We start from the raw sequence: 26,953 nt of genomic DNA on the forward strand, positions 1-26,953 counted from the left end.
CACCGCACCACCGCGCAGGACGAGCAGGCGGAGGCGGAGTCAGCCGCCGTCCTTCCCCGGTGCCCGGCCCGCGTAGAAGGTGGCGATCATGTCCTCACCGCCGTGCCCCGCCGCCTCGGCACGCACGAAACGGTCGGCCGAGGCGGCGACCAGGTCCAGCCGCACACCCGATGCCTCGGCGGCGGCCAGGATGAGACGGGTGTCCTTGAGGGCCGTGGACAGAGTGAAGCTCGGAGCGAGGTCACCGGTGAGGACGGCGGCCGACTTGCCCTGGAGGTAGGGGGAGTCCAACGGGCCGCCCCTCATGGCATCGAGGAAAGTCCGGGGATCGATCTCCAGGCCCTCGGCCAGGTTGAGACATTCCGCGACGCTGTTGACCAGGTTGATCACCCAGGTGTTGACCACGAGTTTCAGCCGCGAGGCCGCTCCCGGGACCTCGGCGACCCAGACGGTGCGCTCTCCGACCGCGTCCAGCACGGGTTCCACGGTCTCGCGGACGGCGGACGGACCGGAGACGAATACTGTCAACTTTCCTTGTTCCGCAGGCTGTTTGGTGCCGGAGACCGGTGCGTCGAGATAGATCAGGCCCAGATCCGCCGCGCGCCGGACGAGATCGTCGGTGGCGTCGGGCCCGACCGTCGAGCTCTGGAGCAGTACCTGCCCCCTGTGCAGGCCGGGTGACGCGGCGGTGAGTGCGGCGGCGACGGCCGGGCCGTCGCGGAGCATGGCGAGGACGACATCGGCGCCGCGCACGGCTTCCTCCGCCGTCTCCGTCACCGTGGCGCCGTCGGCGGCGAGCGGGGCCGCCTTGGCCTGTGTGCGGTTCCAGGCACGGACGTCGAGTCCGGCCCGGAGCAGGCTCCGGGCCATGCCTGAACCCATGATTCCGGTACCGAGGACGGCGACGGTCGGCCGGTGCCGTGCGGTTTCGGCGGCGCTTGGGTTCACGGGAGGACTCCCTTCGTCGGCCGCGCCTACGCGGTCGCGGCGCGGTGGGTTCTCAGGATTGCCCCAGCGCGCCTTCGAGAACGGCAACGTGCACGGCCCTGGCGAGTCGCGCGCCCCAGCGGGAACGCGGTCCGGCGAAGGCCTCCCCGGGGACGGACCCCGGTGAGGGGGCGGCGACGCACACGGCGTCGGTGGGGGTGCCGGAGCAGTCGAGTCCCGCGTCCAGGAGTGCCTGGACCTTGGCCTCGGTGGCCGTGGCGACCGCGTTGACGAGTGCGGCGTCGGAGAGAGCCACCGGGAGGGTGATGACGATGTTGACCGTGCCCGGCCGGGGTCGTTCCCCGTTGCCCCCGGCAGGGGCGGCGGCCCAGCCGCGTACGCCGAGTCCGCAGGTGACGGTCGCCGTCACCCCCTCGTCGGCCGCGACGGTGTACGCGGTGACATCAGCGGCCGTCATCAGTCCGACGCCGGGCCCCGTGAGGTGTTCCGCCGCGGCGATCTCGGCGAGGTGGCGGTCGGGATCGAGACGGGGGTAGCCGCCGGGCACCTGGGCGTTGAGGATCCAGGCGCGTGCGCCGATGCCGCCGCCGAGCACGGCGCTGCTGCACACCCGCCAGCCCGGCCCCAGCCGCCACACCAGATGGTGAAGTTCTTGACCCTCCTCGTTGCGGGCAAGCAGTTCACCCCGTTGTCGGGGCAGCCGGATTCGTACGGAACGGATGAGGCACCCCCGGTGGCGCGGCAGGACGAGGTCGGCAGTCGGCCGGTCGATCATATGCGCCGAGGGCACGGGCTTCGGCCGTGGCACCCGTGTCCGTGCGGTGCCACGGTGCCACGTCGGTGTGGTTTCTCGTGCCGCACGGATGAGTGCGGGCGCCTTCAGTCCGCGGCGGGAGCCGTGCCGGGCCGGAGCCGTACCGGCAGGGTCCCCGTGCTGTTGCCGACGAACCCTGCGTGCCGGGGCAACACGCTGCCGGGGACGGCGAGGTCCAGCTCCGGGAAACGGGTGAACAGCTGTTCCAGGGCGATGGTGGCTTCCATCCGCGCGAGCGGCGCTCCCAGGCAGTAGTGCGGCCCGTGGCCGAGCGAGAGATGCCGGGCCGCGGTGTCCCTGGCCGGTCTGGTCACGTCGAAGAGGTCGGCGTCGGGCCCGTGCGCGGCCTTGTCCCGACCGGCGGCCGAGTACCCGGCGAGCACGGGTGTGCCCTTGGGGACGACGGTTCCGTCGATGGTGAGGTCGCGGGTCGGATAGCGGAACGGGAAGTAGCTGACCGGGCTGTCCCAGCGCAGTGTCTCCTCCACCACGTCGGCCCACCGTGCCCGGCCGGACCTCACCAGGCCGAGCTGGTCGGGGTGGGTGCACAGGGCCCGTACCGCGTTGGTGACGAGGTTCAGCGTCGTCTCGTGTCCCGCGATGATCATCAGCAGCAGGGTGCCGATGAGCTCCTGCTGACCGAGTCGGCCGCCGCCTTCGTCGCGGGCGGCGATCAAGGCGCTGGTCAGGTCGTCGCCCGGCTGCTCCGCGCGGGCGGCGGCGACGGCTGCGAGCAGGGCCGGCAACTCCCTGTTGGCGGCCATCGCCTCCTCGGGACCGGTGTCGGTCGCGACCACCTGGCTGGAGAGACGGTGCAGCCGGTCCTGGTACCGGGCGTCGACCCCGAGAAGGTCGCAGATGACGCCCATCGGCAGCGGCAGGGCGAACCGGGCGCGCAGATCGACCGTTCCGTCGCCCTCCGCGGCGGCACGTTCGACGCCGTCGAGCAGTTCGGCGGTGACGGTCTCGATCCGCGACCGCAGCGCTTCCACCCGCCGTGCGGTGAATGCCTTGCCGACCAGTGAGCGCAGCCGCCGGTGGTCCTCGCCGTCGGCCGTCGTCATGCCCCTCACGGTCGCGAAGGTCTTCAGCGGCCAGCCGTCGGGGATGCGTCCCTCGGCCAGCTCGGTGAAGTGGCGTGCGTCCTTGGCCACGTCGGGGTGGGCGAGGAACTCCTTGAGCGCCTCGTGCCCGAGGACCACCATCCCGGCCACGTCGCCCGGAAGCACGACGGATGCCACGGCCCCTCGGGCGAGCAGCCCGGCGTTGTCCGCGTGCGGGCAGCCGCCGGCCGGGTCCATGCGGTACGGGGTACTGGTCAACGGGGGCTCTCCTGAAGGTCGTCGGCCGGTGGGCGGTGCGCGAGGGCGGCTTTGGCCGGTGTCGCGTCCAGGGGATGCGGCGAGGTGGGCTGCGGGCAAGGTGTGGGCCCGGTTGTTGGGGTAGGCCCGCTCGTCGAATCACCTGTTCGGGCTTGCTGCCGTTACGGCTGGAAGTACTCCGACATCAGGGCGCTGACCCATTCCGGCTGCTTGACGTCCACAGCGTGGAACTCCACCATCGCCGGCTTCAGGTCGATGACCGGGGTGCCCGACACCGCGTCGAGGCCCACCACCGTCAGTTCGCGTCCGTGGACGGACTCGATGGCACAGCACGTCACCCCGATGCGGTTCGGTCTGCGGGGGCCGCGGTCGGCGAAGACGCCAACGGGCGGGAGGTCGGAGCGACCGCGGTAGGGGCGGGGTTCGCGGTAGTCGTCGCGTTCCGGGAGCTGGTCGAGGACGAAGAGGATCTCCACGTGGGAGAAGCCCTCCAGACCCTGGAGGCACGCCTCGCCGAAACGCTCGTCGACGGTGATCGTGCTGCGGACGACACCCCAGTCGTCCGTGTGCTGAACGTCCGTCCGGTTGTTCCGGACCGTGCCTATCGGTGTGACCTCGAAGCTCGGCATGGCTAGGTTCTATCTCATCGGTCAGCGTCGTGCCCAGATGACGATGGCGGCCAGGTGGAGTGCGGCCTGGTGGGCGATGGCGAGTTCGCGCTGTGTGGCCAGGTCGCGCCACCGCCCGAGGCGGTTGGTTGGGTAGGCCGCGCGACGAGGTGCCTGCCATGTGCAGGTCCTTTTCCGCACGGCCCCCCTCCGAACCCGCCGTACGAGTTTCCCCGTAACGGGCTCTCCAGTGACCTATTTCGTGACGCTTCAGGTTGGCTTTCCTGAGTGGATCACGTCATGACAACCGGTGCAGACCACCAGAGTCTTGCGCCGCTTCTTCGCCATGACCTGGCGCCATTCAGTAGGTGGCCCTCCCCTGTCGAGGTCGGCGAGCTTTCGGATGTGGTGCACTCGCACGTCTTCCGACGTCCCGCATAGCTCGCACTTCCCCTTCAAGAGCCGGGCAATCAGCTCTTTTCTGGGGCGGGGGTTGGCCACTTGACGGTCCGCGAGGACCGCTGCCTTCTGCCGCGTCAGTGAGATTCCGCCGAATCGCGCGACCAGTAGCTTCCTACCTGCGCCGCGGGGGACGCTGGCTTCGAAGCACGTACGGAGCCCATATGGTGTCTCAACTTTGGCCTTGTAGCGGGCCGCCATCTTTGACACCGTCGAGCGATGCTTCGCTGCCAGTGTCTTGAGCAACGAGGTCTCCATGGCCCAACGCAGCCGATGCAATCGGCATACATTGCCGGCCAGTAGGTAGTACTGGACGATGCCCCGGTATTCGGCCCCGTAGACGTTGACGATGGTGTAGTCGTCGTCGTTGAGAAGCTGGGACCGATGCGCGGGTTTTCCGCGACTGAAGTACAGGGCTGCCTTCTCTCGAATCACCTTCGCTGGCACACGTAAGGCAATCGAACCGTTAGCCGTCCTGCGACCGCGGGTTGCTTGCCTATCGTTGTGCTGCACGGCGATCTCGTATCCGAGGAACGTTGCCGCGCCCTTGCGGGCATGGGTGATCAACGTCTTCTCTGGCGACAAGTCCAACTTGAGGTCTTCACGAAGGAATACCGCGAGACGCCGTTTGATCTCCTCGGCCTCGGATTTCGGCCCGATGAACCCAAGAAGGGTGTCATCGGCGTATCGCACGTAGCGCAGCCTTCGGAAGCCCGGATCGTTCGGATCCACGCTGGGGATACTGCGCTGCCGCTTGCAAAGTGACCGGACTTCGGCCCGGTCGCCCCGCCTGCGGGCACGAGCGATCGCGTTGACCACCTCCAGGTAGGCGGGGTTCCGCACCCTGCTCCGCCCTCGGGTGTATTGCGGAATCAGAACCTTCTCGACAAAGCTGTCCAGTCGATGTAGGTAGATATTGGACAGAAGCGGAGAAAGCACCCCGCCCTGCGGTGCCCCACTGAGCGTGGCTCCCCAGGTCCAGTCCTCCATGTACCCGGCCTCAAGCATGTTTCGCACCAGCCGAAGAAACCGGCCATCATGAATTCTTTCTGACAGGGTCTCGATAACGACTTGATGGTCGATCGATCCGAAGCAGTCGGAGATATCACCTTCGATGAACCAGGTCGTACCCGTCCAGGTATTTCCCACCTCTGTTAAGGCGGTGTGGCATCCCCGTCCGGGCCGGAACCCGTGGGAACGGTCGGAGAACTGCGGCTCGTAGTACGCCTCCAGAAGGAGACGCATCACTTCACCAACCAGTTTGTCCGTCCATGTCGGCAGCCCAAGCGGGCGAAGCTTCCCATTCTTCTTGGGAATGCCGACTCGCTTGACGGGACTAAATCGGTAGCGCTCGTGACGCATCGCATCAATGATGCGGCCGATCTTGTCCAACGACATGCTGTCCACGGTTTCTTGAGTTACTCCCGGCGTCATCGCTCCTTTGTTGGAGTAGATGCGGCCGTAAGCCACCAGGTACAACTGCGGATTGAACATTTGCCGATACAGTTCGTCGCACGGCAGTTCTTGCCTGCCGCGCTCACGAAGGATACCTAACACCGTGTCGGCACTCTGCATTTAGCATACCTTCCGGTCTCGTTCGCATCCAGTCACCTGTGCCCCTTCGCCCTGCGAGCGGCTTTCCCGCTCTCCTTGGCAGGTCGTTACTCCTGCGACTACTACGAGCACTCCGTCGCCCTAGGGTTCGCACCCCGTAGGCGATCCCACGTTCGTCCTTGTTGTACTTCATAGCGTGACGTAGGCGCCCCACTCATCTCCTTAAATGTCCTCACTGGACATCGCCCCATGTCGCAGAGGGTGCGTCGGCCCTGCATCAAAGCCGTCACAGGACATGGCATCGGTTTCAGCAACCTTTCCGATGGATGCGAACTTTCATCGACTGGAGATTGGGGTTCAGGCAATCCAGCTTTCGCCATATCACGCGGGCCCCTCAGTGCACCGTCCCTGGCAACTGGGCCCGGTCACTGATTGTCTGGCATGCTCTGGTCCCCATCACCTTTCGGATCCAGGTGAGCCATCAGGCCCAGGAATATCCCTCCAATTCCTCCCGGCTGAGCCGGGGATACAACAAGGCGCCTCGTGGCGCACATGCGGCGTTCGACGATGTCACGCTGCAAGGATCTTCGTCCGGGTGCCGTCAACGGCCCACCTGATCAGCCGTTCGTGAGCGGTCGGGGAGGAGCCGAGTTCGTCGGGAAGATCCCGCCAGGGCGAACAGGTGCGGTACTTCCACGCGATGGCCTCCAGCGTGCGGCAATGGTCGGCCCACCGCCGCCCACGGAGCGGGTGAGCCGACATCAACGGCTCGATCCGAGCGCACCTCACATCAGTGATCACTCATCGGACAGACACATCCGATCAACTGATCGCACAACGACACGGCCTGGGGCCGGACCCTGCCCACGGCCGCGCCCGCGTCGGGCCGCCCGCACGCAGGCCGCACAGCACGGAGAGCCGGCCCCCACGGGGCGCCCCTCACCCCTGCCCCGCGGCCTCCCACTCCTGGTGCGCGGTATGGACGCGGTGCCACAGTTCCGCCCGCGCGGGGGCGTCGACGTCGGTCAGGTCCAGCCGGAACACGCCGGCCAGCACGTTGTACCAGTCGTCGGCCGAGTCGATGGTCCGCTCGTCCGTGCCCCCGGCGTCGATCCGGCGCAGCACACAGCCGCGCAGCACGTCCACGCCCTCGGCATCGCGGAGCTGGGCGGTGAGGACCCGGACGAAGCCGGACTCGGGGGACGTGGACAGCCGGACGTGCTCCGCGGCGAAGGAGGACAGTTCCACGGGGTCCGGCGCGAAGTCCATCGCCGTGAACGCGCCGCGGGGGTCATGGGTGAACCGCCAGCCGCCGGGCACCGCCTCCGACGGGGCCATCGCGTAGGTGAACGGCCCCTGGGTGCAGCTGCCTTCGCGCAGCGGCAGCGGCTCGTACATTCCGCCGGCGAGCCCGGTGTCGACCAGCCACCGCTCGCCGTCGAGCCGCACGGTGAGCGCGAGATGGTCGCCGGCCGCACCCGCAGGGTCCTCGGGAGTGCCCTGCACCCCGGCCCGGTGCAGGGTGACGTCGTAGCCGAGGGCCGTCAGCAGTGCCCCGAAGGCCCCGTTGAGGTGGAAGCAGTAGCCGCCGCGCCCGCGCATGATCCGGGCCACGGATTCCTCGGCGCCGATGCCTGTCGACCGCCCCAGATGGATGTCGAGGTTCTCGTAGGCGACCCGCTCCACCTGCGCCCGGTGCAGTGCCCGCAGCGCCTCGGCGGTCGGGACCGCCGGCCGGGCCACCCCCAGCACGGCCAGATACCCGTCGACGTCGATCATGCTCCCCCTCACCGTCCGAACAGATGATCAGGATAGTCGCCGGTACCACCGCCCGGGCGGCGTCAGAAACCTCCCCGTCCCTCACCACCGGACCACCGATCCGTTGATCGGAAAGACACTTCTCAGGGGCGACGTCGCCGACGGGAAGGGGTGTTGCCTCAACGGGGACACCTCTGTATGCGAACGGGCCCCGCCCGGTCTCGTCATGCGGCGGCACGCCGGGCACTGCGCGGATTCGTGGTGCGACGCCACGCCCGGCACGGCGCGCGGAGACCCGGCATCGGGTCGACCGTCCGCGGTCGCCCGGAAACGCGCGGCGCCTCGACGCATGCCCGGCCGCCGCGCGGGGGGCGCACGGCGCGCAACCGCCACACCTCCACGACTCACCCGATTGGCCTAACGCTGGAGCGGCGTGCGCACCACCGTGACGGGCGGCCAGCACCGAGGCGCCGAGCATGCGGGGGACGGGCTCCGCAGGTGGGGAGGTTGCAGCGTCCATCCGGGTGAGGCGCGATGGAAGTCGGACGCGCCTCCCCTGATGGACCCAGCCACAGGACGCGCCCAGGCGAGGAGGAATCGGTCATGGGAGCCGCTGACGGTTTCACGGATTCCGGAGAGCTCGACGGCCTGACGGTGTACGACAACGCGGGCGAGAAGATCGGCAGTGTGGGCCGGGTGTATGTCGACGACAACACCGGCCGTCCGGACTGGATCACGGTGAAGACCGGCCTGTTCGGCATGAAGGAGAGCTTCGTGCCTCTTGCGGGGGCGCGTCGTGTGGGCTCCGACCTGCACATTTCACATCCGAAGGACCGCGTCAAGGAAGCCCCCCGAGTGGACGCGGACGCGCATCTGTCGGTGGCGGAGGAGGAAGAGCTCTACCGCCACTACGGCCTTGCCAGAAACACCACCGCCAGGCTCAGCGACCGTGCGGACACCGGGAGGACGACGTCCGAAACCGGCACCACGGCCATGGGCGCGGCGGGAGCCGCCGGCACCGGGGGTGAACGGCCGACCGCGGCCGGAACCCCGGCAACCGGTACGGGCACCTCCCGGACCCCCACGTCGCGGACGGGCGGCCCGGTCGGCGCGGGCACCGGGACGGCCGGCGCGGCCCGTCCCCTCGTCGGCGCCGGGGCGGGTTCCGAACGGTCCGCCGCCGACCTGGGCGGCAAGGAGGAACTGATCCGCTCCGAGGAGCAACTGCTCGTCGGCACCGAGGAGTACGAGAGCGGCAAGGCCCGCCTGCACAAGTACGTCGTCACCGAGAACGTCACCAGGACGGTGCCGGTGACGCACGAAGAGGTGCGGGTGATCCGTGAACCCCTGCAGCCCGGCGAAAGGGCGGCGGCGGGGCGCTCGGACATCCGTGAGCAGGATGTCGAGGTCACCCTGCATGCCGAGCGTGCCACGATGCGCAAGGAGACGGTGCCGGTCGAGCGGGTCCGCATGGAGACCAAGAGGGTGACCGAACAGAAGGAGATCTCCGCCGAACTCCGCAAGGAGCAGATCGACTACGCCGACACCAAGGGCATCGGCAGCAAGGACATCGGTGGCAAGGACGCGGGCGGCGAGTTCGGCCGGGGACGCCACCGCTGACCCCCGCTCACCGTGGCGTACCGCCGCGATGCAACCGCGAGTGAGGGACGGACCCGTGTGTGCCGGGGTCCGTCCTCTCGCCGTCGGCGATCGGGGCGCTCGGGCACGCAGCGCACCGACGGCCGCCCGTCGGGGGCGTCCGGAGCGGCCCGCGCCCTGACCCGGTAGACGTCGGCGATGAGTTCCTCGGTGATCACTTCCGAGTCCGGCAAGCCATCACGGGCCGCTGCGCAGCTCACGGGCGGTGTGGCCGGTGGTACGCCGGGCCGTTTCCCGTCGCACCACCTGCCTGGTGCCTACGGTCTCTGCAGAGCGATCACGGCGTTGTGTCCGCCGAATCCGAAGGAGTGGCTGACGGCACGCCGGATGGGCTGCCGCAGGGGAGACTTGGTGACGCAGTTGATGTCGAACTCGGGCGCCGGGGCGTCCAGGTTGGCGATCGGCGGCACGATTCCGCGTTGCAGCGTCAGGACGGTCAGTCCGGCCTCGATCGCTCCGGCCGCCCCCATGCAGTGCCCCAGGACGCCCTTCGGGGCGGTGACGGGCGGCCGGTGCGGGTAGACGCGGGCGATGAGGGCGGCCTCGGTGGCGTCGTTGACCGGGGTGGCCGTGCCGTGCGCGTTGACGTGCTCGACGTCTCCCGCCGCCCAGCCTGCGTCGCGCAGCGCGATCTCCACCGCCGTCCGGGCCACCGCGCCGGACGGATGCGGACTGATGGGATGGTGGGCGTCGGTGGTGGCCCCGGTGCCCGCGACCAGCGCCCGCGGTGCCGTGCCCCGGGCACGGGCGTCGTCCGCCCGCTCCAGCACCATGACGGCGGCACCCTCGCCCATGACCAGCCCGGCCCGGTCGGCGGCGAAGGGCCGGCACAGCCCGGTCGCGTCGCCGTCCCGCCGGGCCCCGGCTCCGGACCGGGCGAACCCGGCCATGGCGGCCGGATAGACGATCGACTCGGTGGCTCCGGCGATCGCGATGTCGCACTGCCCGGTGACCAGCAGATCGCGGGCGACGGACAGGGCCGTGACGCCGGACGAACAGGCGGTGCACGGCGCCATGCTGGGACCGGTCGCCCGCAGCTGGATCGCGATCTCGGCCGCCGGCATGTTCGGAATGGTGAGCAGGATGCCCGACGGCGAGGTGGCGTCGGGCCCGAGCCGGTCGAGCACGACGGCCTGCTCGGTCAGTGAGGCGGAACCCCCGCTGCTGGTGCCGACGACCACCGCGACCCTGCCGCCCTCCCACTCCGCCGGGTCGAGCCCGGCGTCGGCGACCGCCTCCCGGGCGGCGAGAACGGCGAACTTGGTGTACCTCCCCATCCGGAACGAGGTGCGTCCACCGACCGCGGCGTCCAGATCGATTCCGTCGACCGTACAGGCGAAATCGATCGCGCAGCCTTCGAGTGCCGCGACGGTACGCACCGGCGAGATTCCGGCACACACGCCCTTCCAGGTGGATTCGGTGTCGTTGCCGACCGGGGTGATCATGCCCAGGCCGGTGACGGCGATGTCGGGCCTGTTCATCGGGTGTTGCTCATCGGTGCCGCACCGCTCACCGGCGACCCGCCGTCGGCCCCGTCGATGAATCGCGTGATCTCGGCCAGGGTGGCGCCCTTGGGGAGCTTGTCGAAGTCTCCCTGGCCACCCAGCGTCTCCCTGATGAGCACGGCGAACTCGGCGACGGCGAGGGAGTCCATCTCCAGGCTGTCCATCGTGGAATCCGGACGGATCTCGGCGGCGGGCACTTTGAAGGTGTGTGTCAGAACCTCGGTGATCTTGGGATGAATCGCACTCATGAGCTTCCTCTCCATCATTCGGTACGACTGCCGGTGACGGCGGGGGCACCGTCCCGACGCCGAATCAACTGGGTGACGTGTCTCCAGTTACGCCTTGTGCCGAACCGATTCGCCACCGCCCTGCCGCGGCTGCGTGCACCACCGGGACAGAACGGCTGCCGTACCCCAGAAGACCAGCAGCGCAGCGCGGACACCGAGGGTCCCGGCCGCCTCCCGCACCGAGCGGGATCGCACAGTTGTTCCCGTTCTTGTCACGGTCCTCACCGTTCCCCCCGAGCCGTCGCCCGGCCCCCGTCCCGCTGCCAGCCGGCCTCCGGATCGTCGTACGCCTCGATGTAGTCGGCCCCCGCGATGGGCCAGTCGGCGAGCAGTTCCGGCGGCAGCGCGAAGGAGTCCACGAGGGAGGGCAGGTGAGCGGCGACGGCGGTGATCAGTCGGTCCACGACATCCGGCAGATCATTGACCTGATCCACCGTCAGATATCCTGCGGCCAGCAGGTCCCCGCTGTTCCGGGAGATCCGGTCGAGTGCGAACAGCCTCTGCAGGTCCACCAGTCGCTCACGGGCGGGACCGTCCGGAAGACCGGCCACCGCGTCCGTGTACGCCTCGACCGCCTGGCAGTGGGCGTGCGCCTCGACGCCACGCAGGGCCGGCCCGGACGCGGCGTTCCACCGTCCCAGCGGATCGCCGTGCGGTGCGCGGCTCATCCGCTCCCTGGCCCGGCCGAACCAGATCCCCTCCAGGGCCGCCAGGAGCCCGCCGAGGAACCGGGGATCGTCGAGGTCGCCGGATTCCCCGCCGGAGGGAGCACTTCGGCCGGCCGGTTCGGTGGCGAAGAGCATTTCCGCGGCGGCCTTGGCGTGGATGGCCAGGTTGTCGCCCTCCGCCGTGATGGCACCTTCCACTCCCGTGATGAGTTCGCTCATGCCGTTGTGTTCCAGAAGCGCCTGCGCACCGCACCGTTCGCGGCATTCGACGATCACCGACCTGGCCTGCCAGGTGATCCACCCCTTGGCGACGGCGACCAGTCGTTCCGCCTCCTCGCGGTCCGGACCCGGTCCGTCCACCCACGCCTCCCAGCGGTCCAGGGCCCGGCGGTGCAGCAGGCTCATCGCGAAGACGGTGGCCATGGCACGGGCGAGCGGGCCGTGGTGGCTGCGGTGGGCGATCACCGGGACCCGACGGGAGCCGCGGGGCCCGGAGATGTACCGGTGGCCGCCGTAGCGCACGGCGACCGCGAGCGTCGCGCGGGCGGAACCGACCGCGCAGGCGCTCATCGAGATCTTGCCGGAGGTGACGCGTCCGATCGACGTGAGGAGGCGGCGCCTGCGGTTGCCGACGGCGCTGCTGAACTCGCCGTCGTCACCGATCCGTCCATGGTCCCCGCCGAGCAACGCGTCGCGCGCCACGAAGACCTCGTCGAAGGAGGTCAGGCAGTGGTCCACCGGGCTCCCCGTGCGCGTGGGAAGCCTGCGGACCCGCACCCCGGGCAGGGCCCGAACGGCGTCGGTCAGCGGCACGAGGAAGAGGAAGACCCCGTGATCGGTGCCGTCGACGAGCAGACGCGCGGCCACGAGCCCCGTCTTGGGCCCGCCCGCCGGACTGGTGTTGGGCATGAACTTCTGGGCGCCCGCGTGGGGCGTGCGCAGAACGAACCCGTCGCGTTCGCGGTCATAGGCGGCCGTGGTCTCGACGGCAGCCGCGTCGTTGCCGTGAGCCACCTCTGTGCAGAGAAAGGTGCCGACGCTCCGCAGCCGCAGAAAGTCCGACAGATCACGCCGTCCGTCGCCGTCGTGGTCGAGGAGGCTGCCGAGAAAGAGGTTGTAGTGGATGCCCGCCACCGTGGTCAGTGCCGGGTCGACCGGGCCGAGCCATTCGTGCAGGGCCGCGAGGGCACGCGGGTCGGCGGCGAGCCGGGCGCCGCTGTCCAGGCAGTCGTTGAGGATCCCGAGCCGCTCGTAGACGAGTCGCAGGCGCTCCTCGGGAGTGCGGCGGTCCGGTCGGCGGAACGGTTCCGTGCTGATCAGCCGCTGCCAGAACGCGTGCTCCCGGCGGAAGCCGTTGCCGAGGAGCACGCCGGTGAGCAGGTCCGTGGACCGTTCGGCGGAGGGGCTGTCGGTCGTTGCGGTCATGAGACGACAACGATCAGTCGACGGCGAGGACACCGGGGGCCGTCCGCGACCGGCCGTCCGCTTCGGCCCGCTGGAAGGCGAGCACGACGTTGTGTCCGCCGAAGCCGAAGGAGTGGCTGAGTGCCCGCTCGACGTCCTGCATGCGGGGCTCCTTGACCACGCAGTCGAGGTCGAACCCGTCCGGCAACGAGTCCAGATTGGCGATCGGCGGGACGAGACCGCGCTCCAGGGTCAGTACGGTGGCCACCGCTTCGATCGCCCCGGCCGCGGCGAGGGTGTGCCCGAGCACGCCCTTCGGCGCGGTCACCGAGGGGCGGTCGGGGAAGAGTCCCGAGATGAGCGCGGTCTCCATCGCGTCGTTCAGCGCGGTCGACGTTCCGTGCGCATTGATGTGGTCGACATCGTGGGCCGCCCAGCCCGCCTCGCGCAGAGCCGCCCCCACGGCCCTGCGCGCGCCCGCTCCGTCCGGATGCGGGGCCGTGGGGTGGTGGGCATCGCTGGCGGACCCCGTACCGGTCAGCAGGGCGCGCGGCCGTACGCCGCGGGCGTGCGCGTCGGGCGTCCGCTCCAGCACGAGGACGGCGGCACCCTCGCCGATCACGAATCCGTCCCGGTCCGCGGCGAACGGCCGCGACGCCCCCGCCGGATCGCCGGTCCGCAGGGAGAGCGCGCCCATTGCCGCGAACGCGCTCACCACCAGCGGAGTCAGTACGGACTCGGCGCCACCCGCCACCACCACATCGCACCGTCCGCTCGTCAGCAGGTCACGGGCCACGGCGATCGCGGTCGCCCCGGACGCGCACGCCGTGGCCGGTGCCAGGCTCGGGCCGTGGGCCCGCAGCGCGATGGCGACCTCGCCGGCGGCGGCGTTGGGCATCATCATCGGTACCAGGAGCGGCGACACCGCCTCCGGCCCGGCCTCGGCCAGCTTGCGCAGACCGTCGGCGAGTACGGACACCCCGCCGACGCCGACACCCAGCACCACCCCCACCCGCTCGCCGTCCCAGCGCTCCGGTGACAGTCCCGCGTCCGCCACGGCCTGCCGGGCGGCGACCAGCGCCATCTTCACGAACCTCGCCATCCGCCACACCGAGCGTCCGCCGACGGCCGCGTCCAGGTCGATCCCGTCCACGGGGCAGGCGAAGTCGACCGGCAGCCCGGCCAGTTCCTCGCAGCCGCGGGCCATGGAAACGCCCTCGCACAGTCCCGCCCAGAAGGCGTGCTCGTCCGCGCCCGCGGGGCTCACCACCCCCACGCCCGTCACCGCGACCCCCACATCGGTCCGCCCCATGTTCCGCCCCCTCCTCGTAATCGATCACGTCTACCGGTTGTCGAACGGCAGTAGCCCCGGCGAGGATGCGCTCACTGAGCCGAACGGGTCACCGTCGGACCGAGTGGTCCGGCTTCCGCCGCGCGTCCGGTGACCGTGTTCACCCGTCCGCAGCAGTCCGCCGCGCTGTGCGCACCGGCAGGGCATCCCCTGGGGACATGAATGCGGACGGCGAAGCGGACGGCGAAGCGGACGGCGATCGGCCGGAGTCCCCGGAGGCAGGCACGGAACTGGCGGCGCTGCGCGCCAGGGTGGCGGCGCTGGAGGCCCGTCCCCCCGAGCGGCACCGGCTGCGGGCCCGTTCGTTCCTCGCGGCGCTGCTCATCGTCGTCGCGGCCGTCCTCACGCCGCTGAGCATCGTGTCCACCTGGGCGAAGAACCAGCTCGGCGACACCGACAACTACGTGGCGATGATGGCGCCGCTCGCATCCGACCTCGATGTGCAGACGGCGGTGACCGACCGCGTCACCGACGCCGTCATGAAACACCTCGACGTGAAGGCGCTGCTGGCCGACGTCGCCCCCGCGGACCGGCCCGTGGTCGACAAGGCGCTCGGGCGGCTGAGCGGCCCCCTCACCACAGGAGTCTCGGAGTTCGTCCACGGAACCGCCGAAAGGTTCGTCGCCAGCGACGCCTTCGAGACGATCTGGACCGACCTCAACCGGACCGCCCAGTCCGCGACGCTGAAGGCTCTGACCGGGAGCGCCAGCGGTGCGGTGAAGCTCAGCGGCAACACCGTCGCCATCGACCTGGCGCCCGTGATCGACCGGCTGAAGCACGACCTCGTCGACCGGGGGCTGGCGATCGCCGCGAAGATCCCCGAGATCCACACCGACTTCACGGTGCTGACCTCCGAATCCGTCGGCAGGGCCAAGAAGTGGTTCCGGGCTCTGCAGATCATCGGCTTCTGGCTGCCGTTGGTCACTCTCGCGTCTGCCGCGGGCGGGGTGCTCCTCGCGGTGCGCCGCCGCCGCGCGCTGGTCACGACGGCGCTGGCGGTCGCCGCGGGTGCCGCGGTGCTCGGGCTGGTCGTGTGGGTGGGCCGGGCGTTCTATCTGGACAGTCTTCCGCCCGAGGTGTCACAGCCGGCAGCCGGTTCCGTCTTCGACGCCCTGGCCGGCCCCGTACGCACCCTGGTCCGGCTGGTGATCACACTCGGCATCGTGGTGGCTCTCGCGGCATGGCTCATCGGCGACGGCCGCGCCGCCACCCGTGTCAAGGCCATGTGGGGCGACGGCATCGGTGCCGTGCGCGACGCGGCCGGATTCACCGGCGGCCCGGTCGGCAGGTGGGTGCACCGGACCAGGGCCTGGCTGAATTGGACGGTGGTCGTGGTGGCCGCGGCGGTCCTGGTGGCGTGGGACCGGCCGACAGGCCTGGTCACCGTGTGGATCGCGCTGTGCGCGCTGTTCGCGCTCGCCGTCGTCGAGTTCCTCGACGACGGCGGCGGGCCCCGGCCCGTCGCGCCCGGGTGAGCAACGGCTCCTCGGGGCGCGGCCGACGATCCGTGCACCGCACGGGCCGGATCTCCCCGGCCGAGCACCGGCCGGACCGACGGCGGGGCTCCGTGCCGCCCGGTCCCGGTCCGACAGGGCCCGCGCCGGCGGCGGGACGGTGCCGCGGTCCGGCGAGAGGGCGGCGGCACCGTCGTGGTCAGCACCGGGCGAGCGCCGCCTCCAGCTCCTTCTCGTCCGGCGGATTGGCGCCGGACCGTGCCACGGTGACGGCGGCGCAGGCCACAGCGTGACGCAGGACATCGGTCACCGTGGCCCGGTCCACCGAGCGCAGCCGTTCCCGGCCGTCCGTGCCGAGCAGCCCGTGCGAGGCGAGGGCGTGCAAGGTGCCCGACATGAAGGCGTCGCCCGCCCCCACGGTGTCGACGACGACGGTGGGCAGCGCCTCGACCGCCACCTGCCCGCCGGGAACGACGGCCAGCGCGCCGTCGCCTCCCCGGGTGACCAGGACGACGGCCGGGCCGGCGGCGAGCCACCGCTCGGCGACCCGTTCCGGCTCCTGACCGGGATACAGCCACTCCAGGTCCTCGTCGCTGGCCTTGACCACATCGCTGAGTGCTACGCACCGCTCGACCTTGCGGACGGCCGCGTCGTGGTCCCCCATCAGTTCGGGCCGGACATTGGGGTCGTAGCTGATGGTCGCGGACGTACGCAGCGATTCGACGGCGGCGAGGACGGTGGCCGCTCCGGGCTCCCTCACCGTCGCGATGGATCCGGTGTGGACGTGGTGGGGCGTCCGGTCCAGGGAGACCGGGGCGAGCGTCCAGGTGATCTCGAACGCGTACGCCGCCCGGCCGGCCCGGTCCAGGGTCACGGCGGCGGACGGGGTGGGAGCCGTGGCGCCGTCCGTTCGGACCTCGACCCCGGCGTCGGCCAGGTGGTCCCTGATCAGCCGGCCGTTGTCATCCGGGCCGAGCTGGGTGAGCAGGGTGGCACCGTGCCCGAGCCTGGCCACGCCGTACGCCACATTGGCCGGGCTGCCGCCCGGGTGGACCTGATCGGGCGCGCCCGGCAGCCGGACGATGTCGGCGACGCATTCACCGATGACCAGCAGGTCGAGTCTGTCGAGCATGGGGGTGGGGTCTCCTGGAGTGCGGCGACGAAGGGGGCCTGGTAGGCGGTGTGGCCTCCGAACACATTGAGCCCGATCCTGCCTCATGCGCAGTGGGGGTCGGTCGCGTCGACGGCCGGCCGGCGGTCGACGGGCGTCTCGGTGCGGCCGCCCGTGGCCCGGATCCGCAGCGCGAGCGTCGGGACGGTACGGATCAGCGGCACACTTCGGCGCGTACGGTCGTCCATCCGTCGTCCATCCGTCGTCCCTGCGGAGGAGCCGGGCCGTCCGCGGGTTCGGGTCGTGGCCGACGGCGTACCCGTCGGCCGTACCGGGCGTGGCCCGGAGCGGCACCGATCCGGCCGCGCCGGTGCCGTCCGGGCCGCCGAACCCGACGGTTGCGGTCGGTTCCGGGTCGCCGTCACGAGGAGTCGGCCAAGAACGTCAGAAGATGTGAGGGACAAAGACCCCCACCCCCCTCCGGGAGGGGGCGGGGGACTCGGGTCGCGGCGCGGGCCTGCCGGGGTGCGCGGACGGGCGTGCTCGTGTGCGTACGCGGGCCCTGCTCGGACAAGGGCCTCGCGTCGGGGCCGCGCGGGTACGTACGCGGGTCAGGTGGCGTCCTTGCGTCCCTCCTCGCCGTACCGGCGCTCGAACTTGGCGACCTGTCCCTCGGAGTCGACCACCCGGGCCTTGCCGGTGAAGAAGGGATGGCTCTCCGCGGAGATCTCCACGTCGATGACGGGGTAGCTGTTGCCGTCGTCCCAGTCGATCGTCTGCTCACTCGATGCCGTGGACCGGGTCAGAAAGGCGTACCCCGCCGAACGGTCCCGGAAGACGACGGGGCGGTAGGGCGGGTGTTTGTCCTGCTGCATGCCTGCTCCTGAGGACGTGCGATATCGGCTCGGGGCACTCCTGGCCAGCCTCGCGAACCAGGGCGGCCCGCGCGATCGGAAGCGTCCGTACGGGGCATCGGCACACGCGCGCTGCGCGGCGGGCGGGGCGGCCGCGCTCCGCGGCCGAGCACGTCATCACCGATGGGCGGCGGCCTCCAGCGCGTCGGCCACGAGCGTCAGGAACCGCGCGTGGGCCTGCGGGCTGCAGACCGGCTCCGGGTTCCAGGGCAGCACCTGGGCTCCCGGCTCGACCGCCGACCACCCATCGCCGGTCCGGAGTTCGTCGAGAGGGGTGGCGTTGGACCGGATGTCGGCGAGCACGATGGCCGGGCACAGAGCCGCGGCCTGCGCCCAGCCGACCGTCGACCAGTTCGCGCCGGGCCCCTCGGCCGGTTCCACGAGGTCGACGCCGAGCTCGGCCAACGCACGCAGCTCCGGCCACATGCGGGGGCGGGCGAGGTGCGCCCGATCCCGACCGGCCGGGGAGAGGGCGAGCACCCGGGGCCGGTCCGGTCCGGCGGCGAGGGTGCGCAGCCGGTCCCGGGCGGCGTCCAGGTCCCGTGCCGCCGACGCGGGCTCCTCGGCGCCGAGCGAACGGGCCAGCCGTGCGAAGCGTTCACCGATCTCCGCGAGCGTGCGCGCCTGCCCCACGTCGACGACGACGACCGGGACGTGTTCCTCCAGATGCTTGGCGGTCTCCGGGGCGAGCCCGTAGACATGACCGCCGCCGTAGCCGACGGCCACGACGAGGTCCGGCTCGACGCCCAGCAGGGTGTCCAGGTCCAGGGCGCTGCCCGCGCCCATATAGCGCACCGCGGTCAACGGCAGTGATCCGGTCTTCGCCGTGTCCGGTACGGCGTGGTCGTCATGATCGGAGCCGAATATCGCGCTCGGGCGTATGCCCTGGTCCCACAAGGACGCCCCGGCCTGGACGTAGGCGAGCACCCGCGCCGGACGCCGCTCTGCGGTCGACAACTGTCCACGATCGTCGGAGAACTGCCACACGGTCTGCTCCCTCACGTCACACGCCCCTCGGCACCGGCCGGTTCGCCCCTTTTCCCGGGTCGTACACCAGTACCTGCCCAGCGAACACCCGCGACACCCTCTTCGCGGCCGGTCCGGCGCGGACGACGCGAAGACGCCCGCGCATGTCCGGGACCGGCACCCCGTCGGTGTGGATGGAGCGCACCGTGCGAGGGTGCGCGGGACTCCACCCCCGCCGGTCCCGGCGGTCCGCTACAGATCCGGTTCGGTGCCACGTCCCAGATAGGTGAGGGGCCCGGGGTCGGGTACCCGGATCTCGCCGAAGCCGAGCCGGTCGTAGAACGCCCTGGCCGGGGTGTTGGCGGTGAGCATGGACAGATGCACCGCCTCGACCCCCTTGCCCCGCAGTGCGGCCAGGAACGTGCGCATGAGCACTCTGCCGTACCCCTTCCGCTGCCAGGCGGGCAGCAGGTCGATGTGCAAGTGCGCGGGATGGTCGGCGAGTTCGGGGAGGATCATCCGCTCCGGGGCGTGCAGAAGGGCAGCCATCTCCTCGCCGGGGGTGCGCGGAGTGCCGTCCGGTGCCGGGAAGCGGTCCCGGACGAGGGGCAGCCATCGCTTGCGGAACTCGCGCACGAACCGAGGTGTGCCGGCGGTGCCCAGGATGTATCCGACCGCCCGGCCCGTACCGTCGTCGATCACGAAGGCCAGGTCGGGTTCGAGGTACGCGTACGGGGCGGCGAAGATCGACGCGACCAGCTCCGGGTCCGGGTACAGATGCCGGGAGTCGCCACCGTTGTCGGCCGTGCGGACGCAGATGTCCGCGAGGGCCGCACGGTCGTCGGGGTGGTAGGCCCGTGAGCGGGCGGGCTCGTTCATCGGCTCATCCTGCCGAGCCTGGGAGCGCTCCCACAAGTCCCGCGCGGAGAATCCTCGAACAGGACCGTGTTCCATGCCGATCCGAGCGGCGACCGTTCGTACTAAGGGGTGTCGTTCGGATCGGGCCGGTTCAGGGTCGGGCCCGGTTCAGGATCGGGCCGGACCGGCGAACGGGGCACGGTGCCGCCCCGAGCTCGGACAGGACGCCATCGCCACCGGCGGCAACGCGGCCGGGCGCGGCACCGGTCCACGCGAGCCCGGCCTGATCCGAACGAGACGCACGGGCTCAGCCGGCGTCCACTCCCAGCCCGGTCAGGAACGCCGCGGCGGCCGGGGTGGGCCGAAAGCGGCTCCAGACCAGCCGCTCCGTGCGTGCGGGCGCGTCGCGGACGGACAGCACCTGTACGCCGGTCAGTTCCGCCGCGAAAGCGGAAGGCAGCATGGCGATCCCGAGCCCGCTGCGGACCAGCCGGACGATGAAGTCGGTGCCGCTGACCTCGAACGCCACCTCGCGGGTGAGGCCCATCGCCGCGAACGCCTCCTCCGACTGTGCACGGGCCGCGGTGCCGTCGGGGTAGTCGACGAACATCTCCTTCGCCAGCCGCTCCAGGCCCACTTCCGACTTCCCGGCCAGGGGGTGGGCGGGGGCGACCACGGCGACAAGTTCGCCGGTGGCGAGTTCGTGATCGCTCACGCCCTTCGGCCGGTAGCGCGGCAGCACACCCAGGAACGCCACGTCGAGCACACCGTCCCGCACGTCCTGGACCAGGTCCTTGCTCGCCCCGTCCCGAAGGACGATGTGCACCTTCGGATAACGGAGATGGAACGCCCGCAGCGCCGCCGGGACATCGACCGAGGCAATGGTCGGGATGGCTCCGACCGCGAGGCGGCCACGGACCTCCCCCGCCGTGGCGGCGACCTCGGCGCGGGCCCGTTCCGCCGCGTCGAGCGCCTGCCGGGCCTCCGGCAGAAACGCCTCGCCCGCCGCGGTGAGCCGCACCTGACGGCTCGTGCGGTCGAAGAGCCGGGCCCCCAGCTCCTTCTCCAACCGGGCGATCTGATGACTCAACGCGGACTGGACGACGAGACAACGCTTCGCCGCGCGTGTGAAGCTGCCCAGTTCGGCCACCGCGATGACGTACCGCATCTGCTGAAGTTCCATCCATCCATCGTGAACCACGATCGATGAGATGAAAAACATGTGTTGGACTCATGGATGATGGATCCCCGAGGCTGAGGGACATGGCTCATTCCACACACGGGACCCGCAGCACGGCCGTCCCCCGCGTTCTCCCCGATCCGCCCGTCGCCGGCCGCGGCCTGATCCTGCTGATGGCTGTCGCCGCCGGTCTCTCGGTCGCCGGGAACTACTTCGCGCAGCCGCTGCTCGACATCATCGAGCTGAATCTGCACATCGGCGTCACCGCGGCGGGGCTGATCGTGACCGCCGCCCAGGCCGGGTACGCGCTGGGCCTGATCCTGCTCGTTCCCCTCGGGGACATCGTGGACCGCCGACGGCTCGCCGTCGTCCTGTTCGCGCTCACCGCCCTCTTCCTCCTGCTGACGGCCGCGGCGCCGTCAGGGCCCCTGCTGATCGCCGCGACCTTGCTCACCGCGCTGACCTCCGTCGGGGCCCAGGTCGTGGTGCCGTTCGCGGCGGCCCTCGCGGCGCCGGCCGAACGCGGCAGGACCGTCGGCGTCGTCATGTCCGGTGTCCTGCTCGGCGGGCTGTTCGGACGGCTGGCCTCCGGTGCGCTGTCCGAGCTCGGCGGCTGGCGGACCGTGTACGGGGTGAACGCTCTGCTCGTGGCCGTCATGGCGATTCTTCTGCACAACCGGCTCCCCCGGCTGCCACGGCCGCAGGACACGGCCCCGATGCCGTACACCGGACTCCTGCGCTCCACACTCGCCCTGCTGCGGCAGGAACCTCTGCTGCGCTGGCGGGCATCCATCGGCGCGCTCTCCATGGCCTCGTACAGCGTGCAGCTGACGGCGCTGACGTTCCTGCTGGCCCGGCCCCCCTTCCGCTGGAACGCGGCGGCGATCGGACTCTTCGGGCTGGTGGGCGTCATCGGGGTGGTGGGCATGAACTTCGCGGCCCGGTTGAGCGACCGCGGCCGGGTGCAGGCCGTGTCGGGAACGGCGGCCGCGCTCCTCACGCTCTCCTGGCTGCCCCTGCTGGCCGGCGAGTCCTCCCTGTTGTGGCTGGCGGCCGGGGTGATCTCGCTGAACATCGCCCAGCAGGCGGGGCTCAACAGCGCCCAGAACGTGATCTACGGGCTCCGCCCGGAGGCCCGCAACCGGATCAACTCCGGGTTCATGACGCTCTTCTTCATGGGCGGGGCGACCGGCGCCGCACTCGCCTCGGTGGTCTGGTCGCATGCGGGCTGGGACGGCATCTGCCTCCTGGGCGGCGCGCTGGCCGCCGGAAGCCTCGTCCTGTGGGTACTGGAGCGCATCCGGATGGCCTCCCTCGCGCGTCGCGGGACCGGCGCCGTCATTCGTTGACGGTCGTCAGCAGCACCACGGCGTCCTCCAGCGCCAGCAGCCCGTGCCGCTCCTGCGGGATCGGGTGGAGTCCGCCGGTGCCCAGCTCCACGTCGCCCGAGGCCGCCGTGAGGCGCACCCTGCCGCGCAGCACCTGGAGGGAGGCCGCGGCGGGTGCGTTGTGCTCGTCCAGGGCGGAGCCCGAGGTGAGGGCGATGACGGTCTGGCGCAGGGGCTCCTCATGCAGCAGGCGGTGGGCGCTGCGGCCGTGCGGGGAGGTGCGGGCCGCGGCCAGATGCTCGTCGGCGAGGGCATTCAGATCGTCCATGTGCCCACTGTGCCGCAGCCCTCGTCCCCTCGCGATCCTGAGCGGGACCCACCGGCGTCGCCGACCGCCGGGGCCCGGGAACGGCGCTGCACCGGCATGCGGGGCCAAGTGTCCCGGTGACGGCGTCGGCGCAGCCGATCGGCGGAACGAGTCGCCCCAGGACCGCCGAGGCCCGGCGTGGACGCACACGCGTCCGTGCCCCGTGAGTGCCTGAGTGCCCGGGTCGGTGGCGGACGGTGCAGGTCCGCGACGCACGGGCGGTCGTCCTTCGCCCTCGATCCACTCGCCCTGAGCCCGACCGGCCGGACAGCCCGCCCGGGTGACGCGGGATGCAGCCGCGCGTTCGCCCCGGCCGACGCGCCGGCTCAGCCGTTCGCGGTCCACCGGTATCTGACGTCCGGCTCGTTCTCCTCGTTGCGGCTGCCGTCGTCGAACGCGATCGCGGTGAACCCGTGGCGCTCGTAGAAGGCGCGGGCGCCTGTGTTGCGTCGGAAGACGTAGAGGGTGAGCTCGTCGGGGGCGGTCTCGCGCACCTTGGCCAGGAGCAGTGAGCCGATGCCCCGCCGCCGTGCGTCGGGCCGCAGATACAGGTGCTCCAGCTCGGTTCCGTCGATGGAGGCGAACCCCAGTGCGTCGCCGGCCCCGGTCTCGGCGACCCACACCGTTGTCCCGGGCAGGACGACATGGGTCATCCAGGCGAGCGTGTCCGCGTCGCTGTGCACCTTCGGCAGGTACGGCATGGCCGCGGCGCGGGAGGCGAGGAAGAGCCCGGTGAGCGGCTCCGCGTCCTCGGTGGCGGCCTGGCGCAATACGATGCGGTCGGTCGGCGCGGACTCGTTCGGTGCCATTGCGTCTCTTCCCGTGCGGCCGGAACCCGCCACTTGTCGCGGTCGGCGGTGAGCTGTTCGTCGTCGTGGACGAACATATGCCGGGGCCCGTCGGTGTCTCCACCGAATTGGCGCCGCTCCTGCGGGCCCGTCCGTGTCCGCGGCGGGGCAGTCGCCGGCCGGCGCGGGCCACCCGCGAAAATGGCGCAGGGGAAGATCGCAGCGACCGACGACACCGAGGAGTGGCAGATGCCGCACGAACGAGCTGGACAGCCGGCCCGGCCGGAGGATCTCACCGATGTGGCCCGGCTGGTGACGGCCTATTACACGCTGCACCCGGATCCGGCCGAACCGGACCAGCGGGTGGCGTTCGGCACCTCCGGCCATCGCGGCTCGTCCACGGCCACCGCGTTCAACGAGGACCACATCGCCGCCACCAGTCAGGCCATCAGCGAGTACCGGGCGCGGCAGGGCACGGACGGGCCGCTCTTCCTGGGCGCCGACACCCACGCGCTGTCCGAACCGGCCCGGATCACCGCCATCGAGGTGTTCGCCGCCAATGACGTGACCGTGCTCGTCGACCCGGCCGACGGCTACACCCCCACTCCGGCGGTGTCGCACGCGATCCTCACCCACAACCGGGGCCGGACCGCGCACCTCGCCGACGGTGTGGTGGTCACTCCGTCCCACAACCCGCCCGGCGACGGCGGGTTCAAGTACAACCCGCCGAACGGGGGCCCGGCCGGGTCCGACGCCACCGGCTGGATCCAGGAGCGGGCCAACGAGATCATCGCGGACGGCATGAAGAACGTGCGCCGACTGCCCTACGCCCGCGCGCGAGCGGCGTCGACCACCGGGACGTACGACTTCCTCGGCAGCTATGTGGCGGACCTGCCGTCCGTGCTCGACCTGGACGCGATCCGTTCGGCCGGGGTGCGGATCGGCGCCGACCCGTTGGGCGGCGCGTCGGTCGCGTACTGGGGCCGCATCGCCGAACAGCACCGCCTCGATCTGACCGTGGTCAATCCGCTGACCGACCCCACCTGGCGGTTCATGACGCTGGACTGGGACGGAAGGATCCGGATGGACTGCTCCTCGCCGTACGCGATGGCCTCGCTGATCGGGCAGCGCGACCGCTATCGGATCGCGACCGGGAACGATGCCGACGCCGACCGGCACGGCATCGTCACCCCCGACGCCGGGCTGATGAACCCGAACCACTACCTCGCCGTCGCCATCGACTACCTGTACGCCCACCGCGAGCGGTGGCCGGCCGCCGCCGGCATCGGCAAGACACTGGTCTCCTCGGGCATGATCGACCGGGTCGCCGCCGGTCTCGGCCGTGAACTCGTCGAGGTGCCGGTCGGTTTCAAGTGGTTCGTGGACGGACTGCTCGACGGAGCGATCGGGTTCGGCGGCGAGGAATCGGCCGGGGCCTCGTTCCTGCGGCGTGACGGATCGGTGTGGACGACCGACAAGGACGGCATCATTCTTGCACTGCTCGCCGCGGAGATCCTCGCGGTGACGGGCAAGTCCCCCTCGGAGCGTTATGCCGCGCTCACCGCCCGGTTCGGCGAACCGGCGTACGCCCGGATCGACGCTCCCGCCGACCGCGAGCAGAAGGCGGTTCTCGCCCGGCTCTCCCCCGAACAGGTCACCGCCGACACCCTGGCCGGCGAGCCGGTCACGGCCGTGCTCACCAAGGCGCCCGGCAACGACGCACCGATCGGCGGCATCAAGGTGACCACCGAGAACGCCTGGTTCGCCGCCCGCCCCTCGGGCACCGAGGACGTCTACAAGATCTACGCCGAGTCGTTCCTGGGCACCGACCATCTCGGCCGGGTGCAGGAGGAGGCCAGGGCGGTGGTCTCCGCAGCCCTGGACGCCTGAGCGCGTCCGGAGCCGCCCCGGGCGGCTCCGGACGGCTCCGGACGGGAGGTCAGCGCACGATGTCCACGAAGACCGGGTTGGTGTAGAACCAGGTGTCCAGCCACGGATCGCCCTTGCCGGGCTCGTGCGGGAGCGGTCCGTGCGGGTCGACCGCCGCGCCGAGGAACCCCTTTCCGTGCCGCCTGCCGTCGCTGCCGCGCAACCGCAGGTAGAACGGCTCGTCCGCACGGCCGACGGGGATTCGCAGGGTGTACGTGCCGCGGCGCCCCGAGACGTCGCTGGTGTGGGCGAGCCGGGTGTCCGGGGCGTGCCAGTCGTCGGGGTCGGCGGCCGGGCCGCGGACGGCGCCGCGGATGACGTCGACGTGTTCCAGGCTCGGCAGCAGCCCGTGCGGATTGCGGCGGGAGGCGGCGGTCACCGTGACGGTGAGGGTGAGCTTCTCGCCACGCCTGGCGCGCAGCCGGCCGCCGAGGGTGGCGCTGTTGCCGTGCTCGCCTCGCACCTTGACGTCGATGCCGTCGATGAGATGGCCGTGGTCGACCCAGACCCGGCCGGCCCGCAGTCCCTCCATCACGTCCCGGTAGCCGTACCGGGTGACGCCGACATGGGTGCGGCTGAACTGGCCCGGCCAGAAGTCGCCGCCGGGCTGCGGCTCGGTGGTGTCGTACGGGTCGGGGACGTGACCGGTGTCGTCGAAGCTCTGGCCGGGCGGCCAGGGGCCGTTGACCCAGGTGTCCTGGGCGACGCGGTGGACGTCCGAGTTGGAGGTGATGGTGAACAGCTTGCCCTCCGCCAGCATCGCGTCCCACAGGCCGCCGACGGTGGCGGTCGCCCAGTCGAAGCCGCCGTAGGTGACGTACGCCTCCCGGGGGTAGCCGGGCCAGGAGTCGGCGGACGGCGAATTCGTGTATTCGCCGCGGATGTTGGTGTCAGGGTGCCAGCCCGGGATCGCCCCGGCCTGGGCACCCGGAGCGCCCTCCATGCCGATCATGATCCCGGGGGCCGCGTCGCGCCAGGCACGCATCTCGTGCGGGGAGTCGATGCCGAGCCGCATGGGGTGGTTGGCGAGGACGAGTACGTCGTCGACGTACCGGGTGCGGCGCTGTTCGGCCAGCCACTTGAGGGCTTCGACCGCGTGCGCCTCGTTGCGCGGGGTGTCGGGGTGTGCCGGGGCACCGGCGGTGTAGCCGAGCAGTTTGCCGTCGAAGGCCTCCTCGAACCGGGTGAGGAGCTCGACCTCGTGCCGTCCGGGCGGCGAGAAGACGGTGCAGTGCTCGGCACCGGGGATGTACCACTCCAGCCCCTGGAAGATCAGCATGCGCCTGTTGTCGGCGCGGGCCTTGAGGATCTCCTGGTGTTCGCGCGCGGCGCCGAACTCGGCGTGCCCGAAGTTGCTGTGCTCGGTGAAGACCATCCAGTCGAGACCGAACCGCTGCCCCGCCGCGGCCAGTTGGGAGAAGGTGTACTTGGCATCGTGGCTGTAGACGGAGTGGTTGTGGTGATCACCGACCAGATACACCAGGTCGGGGGCCTGCCCGTGTGCGTGGCCCTGCCCGTTTCCCTGGGACCGGCTTGCCCGCTGGTCGGCCAGCGCGGGCAGCGGCAGCGACGCGGCGGCGAAGGCGGCGCCGAACAGCCCGGCACGGCGCATCAACGCGCGCCGGCTGAGTCCCTGGGGGTCGAGTGACTGAGCGGGTACCCGGGGGTCGGCCCATTCGGGCACGGGGTGGGACATGACGCGACGTTCTCCTTCGTGCGGG

At 71.0% G+C, this 26,953-nt stretch carries 24 protein-coding genes and 1 pseudogene; 4 read left to right on the forward strand and 21 right to left on the reverse strand.

Features of this window, described 5'->3' with window-relative positions; genetic code table 11:
• Nucleotides 1-39 precede the first annotated feature (39 nt).
• The 8 genes and pseudogenes from ACIOHC_RS18605 to ACIOHC_RS18640 form a co-directional block, all read right to left on the reverse strand.
• A complete protein-coding gene (locus ACIOHC_RS18605) occupies nucleotides 40-948 on the reverse strand; it encodes an NAD(P)-dependent oxidoreductase (RefSeq protein WP_365688972.1) in 909 nt (302 codons plus the stop codon).
• Nucleotides 949-1,000: 52 nt separating this feature from the next.
• Complete coding sequence (locus ACIOHC_RS18610) at nucleotides 1,001-1,723, reverse strand: adenosylcobinamide amidohydrolase (RefSeq protein ID WP_351074064.1); 723 nt, start codon at nucleotides 1,721-1,723, stop codon at nucleotides 1,001-1,003.
• Between the two features lie 104 nt (nucleotides 1,724-1,827).
• Nucleotides 1,828-3,063 (reverse strand): cytochrome P450, encoded by a 1,236-nt coding sequence (locus ACIOHC_RS18615; RefSeq protein ID WP_351074074.1) that lies wholly within the window; start codon nucleotides 3,061-3,063, stop codon nucleotides 1,828-1,830.
• Nucleotides 3,064-3,245: 182 nt separating this feature from the next.
• Nucleotides 3,246-3,713: an SAM-dependent methyltransferase gene (locus ACIOHC_RS18620; RefSeq protein WP_389636740.1), complete on the reverse strand. Its 468-nt coding sequence runs from the start codon at nucleotides 3,711-3,713 to the stop codon at nucleotides 3,246-3,248.
• Between the two features lie 21 nt (nucleotides 3,714-3,734).
• The gene (locus tag ACIOHC_RS18625; RefSeq protein ID WP_389636739.1) at nucleotides 3,735-3,893 is read right to left on the reverse strand and encodes a hypothetical protein; all 159 of its coding nucleotides are present in this window, start codon (nucleotides 3,891-3,893) and stop codon (nucleotides 3,735-3,737) included.
• A 69-nt stretch (nucleotides 3,894-3,962) separates the two neighbouring features.
• Nucleotides 3,963-5,726 (reverse strand): reverse transcriptase domain-containing protein, encoded by a 1,764-nt coding sequence (locus ACIOHC_RS18630; protein ID WP_401843228.1) that lies wholly within the window; start codon nucleotides 5,724-5,726, stop codon nucleotides 3,963-3,965.
• Nucleotides 5,727-6,278: 552 nt separating this feature from the next.
• Nucleotides 6,279-6,506, reverse strand: a pseudogene (locus ACIOHC_RS18635) (transposase); the annotation flags it as partial.
• A gap of 138 nt (nucleotides 6,507-6,644) precedes the next feature.
• Entirely contained in the window at nucleotides 6,645-7,484 is an 840-nt protein-coding gene (locus ACIOHC_RS18640) for an arylamine N-acetyltransferase (protein WP_365688968.1), read from the reverse strand.
• A 582-nt stretch (nucleotides 7,485-8,066) separates the two neighbouring features.
• Between ACIOHC_RS18640 and ACIOHC_RS18645 the strand changes: the two genes are divergently transcribed.
• Nucleotides 8,067-9,083 carry a PRC and DUF2382 domain-containing protein gene (locus ACIOHC_RS18645; RefSeq protein ID WP_365688967.1) on the forward strand — a complete coding sequence of 339 codons (1,017 nt, stop codon included), beginning with the start codon at nucleotides 8,067-8,069 and terminating at the stop codon, nucleotides 9,081-9,083.
• 296 nt (nucleotides 9,084-9,379) lie between these two features.
• Here the strand turns inward: ACIOHC_RS18645 and ACIOHC_RS18650 are convergent, their stop codons facing one another.
• The 4 genes from ACIOHC_RS18650 to ACIOHC_RS18665 form a co-directional block, all read right to left on the reverse strand.
• Nucleotides 9,380-10,603: a beta-ketoacyl-[acyl-carrier-protein] synthase family protein gene (locus ACIOHC_RS18650; protein ID WP_351086994.1), complete on the reverse strand. Its 1,224-nt coding sequence runs from the start codon at nucleotides 10,601-10,603 to the stop codon at nucleotides 9,380-9,382.
• A complete protein-coding gene (locus ACIOHC_RS18655) occupies nucleotides 10,600-10,875 on the reverse strand; it encodes an acyl carrier protein (protein ID WP_351086996.1) in 276 nt (91 codons plus the stop codon). Before ACIOHC_RS18655 ends, ACIOHC_RS18650 begins: the two co-directional genes overlap by 4 nt.
• Before the next feature lie 260 nt (nucleotides 10,876-11,135).
• Nucleotides 11,136-13,007, reverse strand: coding sequence for an acyl-CoA dehydrogenase (locus ACIOHC_RS18660; protein ID WP_365688965.1), 1,872 nt, complete (start codon nucleotides 13,005-13,007; stop codon nucleotides 11,136-11,138).
• 13 nt (nucleotides 13,008-13,020) lie between these two features.
• Nucleotides 13,021-14,298: a beta-ketoacyl-[acyl-carrier-protein] synthase family protein gene (locus ACIOHC_RS18665; protein ID WP_351087000.1), complete on the reverse strand. Its 1,278-nt coding sequence runs from the start codon at nucleotides 14,296-14,298 to the stop codon at nucleotides 13,021-13,023.
• A 197-nt stretch (nucleotides 14,299-14,495) separates the two neighbouring features.
• Here ACIOHC_RS18665 and ACIOHC_RS18670 point away from each other — a divergent pair, with 197 nt between their 5' ends.
• Entirely contained in the window at nucleotides 14,496-15,812 is a 1,317-nt protein-coding gene (locus ACIOHC_RS18670; protein ID WP_389636735.1) for a hypothetical protein, read from the forward strand.
• A gap of 178 nt (nucleotides 15,813-15,990) precedes the next feature.
• Here ACIOHC_RS18670 and ACIOHC_RS18675 read toward each other — a convergent pair whose 3' ends face one another.
• The 6 genes from ACIOHC_RS18675 to ACIOHC_RS18700 all read right to left on the reverse strand — a co-directional run bounded on the left by ACIOHC_RS18675 (nucleotide 15,991) and on the right by ACIOHC_RS18700 (nucleotide 20,823).
• The gene (locus ACIOHC_RS18675; protein WP_401843230.1) at nucleotides 15,991-16,923 is read right to left on the reverse strand and encodes a carbohydrate kinase; all 933 of its coding nucleotides are present in this window, start codon (nucleotides 16,921-16,923) and stop codon (nucleotides 15,991-15,993) included.
• An 83-nt stretch (nucleotides 16,924-17,006) separates the two neighbouring features.
• A complete protein-coding gene (locus ACIOHC_RS18680; protein WP_351080274.1) occupies nucleotides 17,007-17,150 on the reverse strand; it encodes a hypothetical protein in 144 nt (47 codons plus the stop codon).
• A gap of 363 nt (nucleotides 17,151-17,513) precedes the next feature.
• The gene (locus ACIOHC_RS18685) at nucleotides 17,514-17,777 is read right to left on the reverse strand and encodes a type B 50S ribosomal protein L31 (RefSeq protein ID WP_351080272.1); all 264 of its coding nucleotides are present in this window, start codon (nucleotides 17,775-17,777) and stop codon (nucleotides 17,514-17,516) included.
• A gap of 156 nt (nucleotides 17,778-17,933) precedes the next feature.
• Nucleotides 17,934-18,818 (reverse strand): ABC transporter substrate-binding protein, encoded by an 885-nt coding sequence (locus ACIOHC_RS18690; RefSeq protein WP_365688957.1) that lies wholly within the window; start codon nucleotides 18,816-18,818, stop codon nucleotides 17,934-17,936.
• Nucleotides 18,819-19,034: 216 nt separating this feature from the next.
• Nucleotides 19,035-19,661: a GNAT family N-acetyltransferase gene (locus ACIOHC_RS18695; RefSeq protein WP_365688955.1), complete on the reverse strand. Its 627-nt coding sequence runs from the start codon at nucleotides 19,659-19,661 to the stop codon at nucleotides 19,035-19,037.
• Nucleotides 19,662-19,947: 286 nt separating this feature from the next.
• Entirely contained in the window at nucleotides 19,948-20,823 is an 876-nt protein-coding gene (locus tag ACIOHC_RS18700; protein WP_351080266.1) for a LysR family transcriptional regulator, read from the reverse strand.
• 80 nt (nucleotides 20,824-20,903) lie between these two features.
• Here ACIOHC_RS18700 and ACIOHC_RS18705 point away from each other — a divergent pair, with 80 nt between their 5' ends.
• A complete protein-coding gene (locus ACIOHC_RS18705) occupies nucleotides 20,904-22,169 on the forward strand; it encodes an MFS transporter (RefSeq protein ID WP_351080264.1) in 1,266 nt (421 codons plus the stop codon).
• Here ACIOHC_RS18705 and ACIOHC_RS18710 read toward each other — a convergent pair.
• Both ACIOHC_RS18710 and ACIOHC_RS18715 read right to left on the reverse strand, forming a co-directional pair.
• Entirely contained in the window at nucleotides 22,159-22,476 is a 318-nt protein-coding gene (locus ACIOHC_RS18710) for a cupin (protein WP_351080262.1), read from the reverse strand. The genes ACIOHC_RS18705 and ACIOHC_RS18710 overlap by 11 nt on opposite strands.
• A 365-nt stretch (nucleotides 22,477-22,841) precedes the next feature.
• The gene (locus ACIOHC_RS18715; RefSeq protein WP_365688952.1) at nucleotides 22,842-23,324 is read right to left on the reverse strand and encodes a GNAT family N-acetyltransferase; all 483 of its coding nucleotides are present in this window, start codon (nucleotides 23,322-23,324) and stop codon (nucleotides 22,842-22,844) included.
• A 228-nt stretch (nucleotides 23,325-23,552) separates the two neighbouring features.
• On the opposite strand from ACIOHC_RS18715, the gene pgm reads away from it, so the two are divergent.
• The gene (gene pgm, locus ACIOHC_RS18720) at nucleotides 23,553-25,193 is read left to right on the forward strand and encodes a phosphoglucomutase (alpha-D-glucose-1,6-bisphosphate-dependent) (RefSeq protein WP_365689093.1); all 1,641 of its coding nucleotides are present in this window, start codon (nucleotides 23,553-23,555) and stop codon (nucleotides 25,191-25,193) included.
• A 49-nt stretch (nucleotides 25,194-25,242) separates the two neighbouring features.
• On the opposite strand, the gene ACIOHC_RS18725 is transcribed toward pgm, so the two are convergent.
• Nucleotides 25,243-26,928 carry a PHP domain-containing protein gene (locus ACIOHC_RS18725; protein ID WP_365688951.1) on the reverse strand — a complete coding sequence of 562 codons (1,686 nt, stop codon included), beginning with the start codon at nucleotides 26,926-26,928 and terminating at the stop codon, nucleotides 25,243-25,245.
• Between the last annotated feature and the right edge of the window lie 25 nt (nucleotides 26,929-26,953).

It is taken from the genome of Streptomyces sp. NPDC088252, assembly GCF_044740965.1.
Lineage (GTDB): Bacteria > Actinomycetota > Actinomycetes > Streptomycetales > Streptomycetaceae > Streptomyces.

Bases quoted from the DNA above. Each gene is read 5' to 3' on its own strand.
- ACIOHC_RS18610 (WP_351074064.1), bottom strand. From the start codon at position 1,723: ATGATCGACCGGCCGACTGCCGACCTCGTCCTGCCGCGCCACCGGGGG.
- ACIOHC_RS18615 (WP_351074074.1), bottom strand. From the start codon at position 3,063: ATGGACCCGGCCGGCGGCTGCCCGCACGCGGACAACGCCGGGCTGCTC.
- ACIOHC_RS18620 (WP_389636740.1), bottom strand. From the start codon at position 3,713: ATGCCGAGCTTCGAGGTCACACCGATAGGCACGGTCCGGAACAACCGG.
- ACIOHC_RS18630 (WP_401843228.1), bottom strand. From the start codon at position 5,726: ATGCAGAGTGCCGACACGGTGTTAGGTATCCTTCGTGAGCGCGGCAGG.
- ACIOHC_RS18640 (WP_365688968.1), bottom strand. From the start codon at position 7,484: ATGATCGACGTCGACGGGTATCTGGCCGTGCTGGGGGTGGCCCGGCCG.
- ACIOHC_RS18645 (WP_365688967.1), top strand. From the start codon at position 8,067: ATGGGAGCCGCTGACGGTTTCACGGATTCCGGAGAGCTCGACGGCCTG.
- ACIOHC_RS18650 (WP_351086994.1), bottom strand. From the start codon at position 10,603: ATGAACAGGCCCGACATCGCCGTCACCGGCCTGGGCATGATCACCCCG.
- ACIOHC_RS18655 (WP_351086996.1), bottom strand. From the start codon at position 10,875: ATGAGTGCGATTCATCCCAAGATCACCGAGGTTCTGACACACACCTTC.
- ACIOHC_RS18660 (WP_365688965.1), bottom strand. From the start codon at position 13,007: ATGACCGCAACGACCGACAGCCCCTCCGCCGAACGGTCCACGGACCTG.
- ACIOHC_RS18665 (WP_351087000.1), bottom strand. From the start codon at position 14,298: ATGGGGCGGACCGATGTGGGGGTCGCGGTGACGGGCGTGGGGGTGGTG.
- ACIOHC_RS18670 (WP_389636735.1), top strand. From the start codon at position 14,496: ATGAATGCGGACGGCGAAGCGGACGGCGAAGCGGACGGCGATCGGCCG.
- ACIOHC_RS18675 (WP_401843230.1), bottom strand. From the start codon at position 16,923: ATGCTCGACAGACTCGACCTGCTGGTCATCGGTGAATGCGTCGCCGAC.
- ACIOHC_RS18680 (WP_351080274.1), bottom strand. From the start codon at position 17,150: ATGGACGACCGTACGCGCCGAAGTGTGCCGCTGATCCGTACCGTCCCG.
- ACIOHC_RS18685 (WP_351080272.1), bottom strand. From the start codon at position 17,777: ATGCAGCAGGACAAACACCCGCCCTACCGCCCCGTCGTCTTCCGGGAC.
- ACIOHC_RS18695 (WP_365688955.1), bottom strand. From the start codon at position 19,661: ATGAACGAGCCCGCCCGCTCACGGGCCTACCACCCCGACGACCGTGCG.
- ACIOHC_RS18700 (WP_351080266.1), bottom strand. From the start codon at position 20,823: ATGGAACTTCAGCAGATGCGGTACGTCATCGCGGTGGCCGAACTGGGC.
- ACIOHC_RS18705 (WP_351080264.1), top strand. From the start codon at position 20,904: ATGGCTCATTCCACACACGGGACCCGCAGCACGGCCGTCCCCCGCGTT.
- ACIOHC_RS18710 (WP_351080262.1), bottom strand. From the start codon at position 22,476: ATGGACGATCTGAATGCCCTCGCCGACGAGCATCTGGCCGCGGCCCGC.
- ACIOHC_RS18715 (WP_365688952.1), bottom strand. From the start codon at position 23,324: ATGGCACCGAACGAGTCCGCGCCGACCGACCGCATCGTATTGCGCCAG.
- pgm (WP_365689093.1), top strand. From the start codon at position 23,553: ATGCCGCACGAACGAGCTGGACAGCCGGCCCGGCCGGAGGATCTCACC.
- ACIOHC_RS18725 (WP_365688951.1), bottom strand. From the start codon at position 26,928: ATGTCCCACCCCGTGCCCGAATGGGCCGACCCCCGGGTACCCGCTCAG.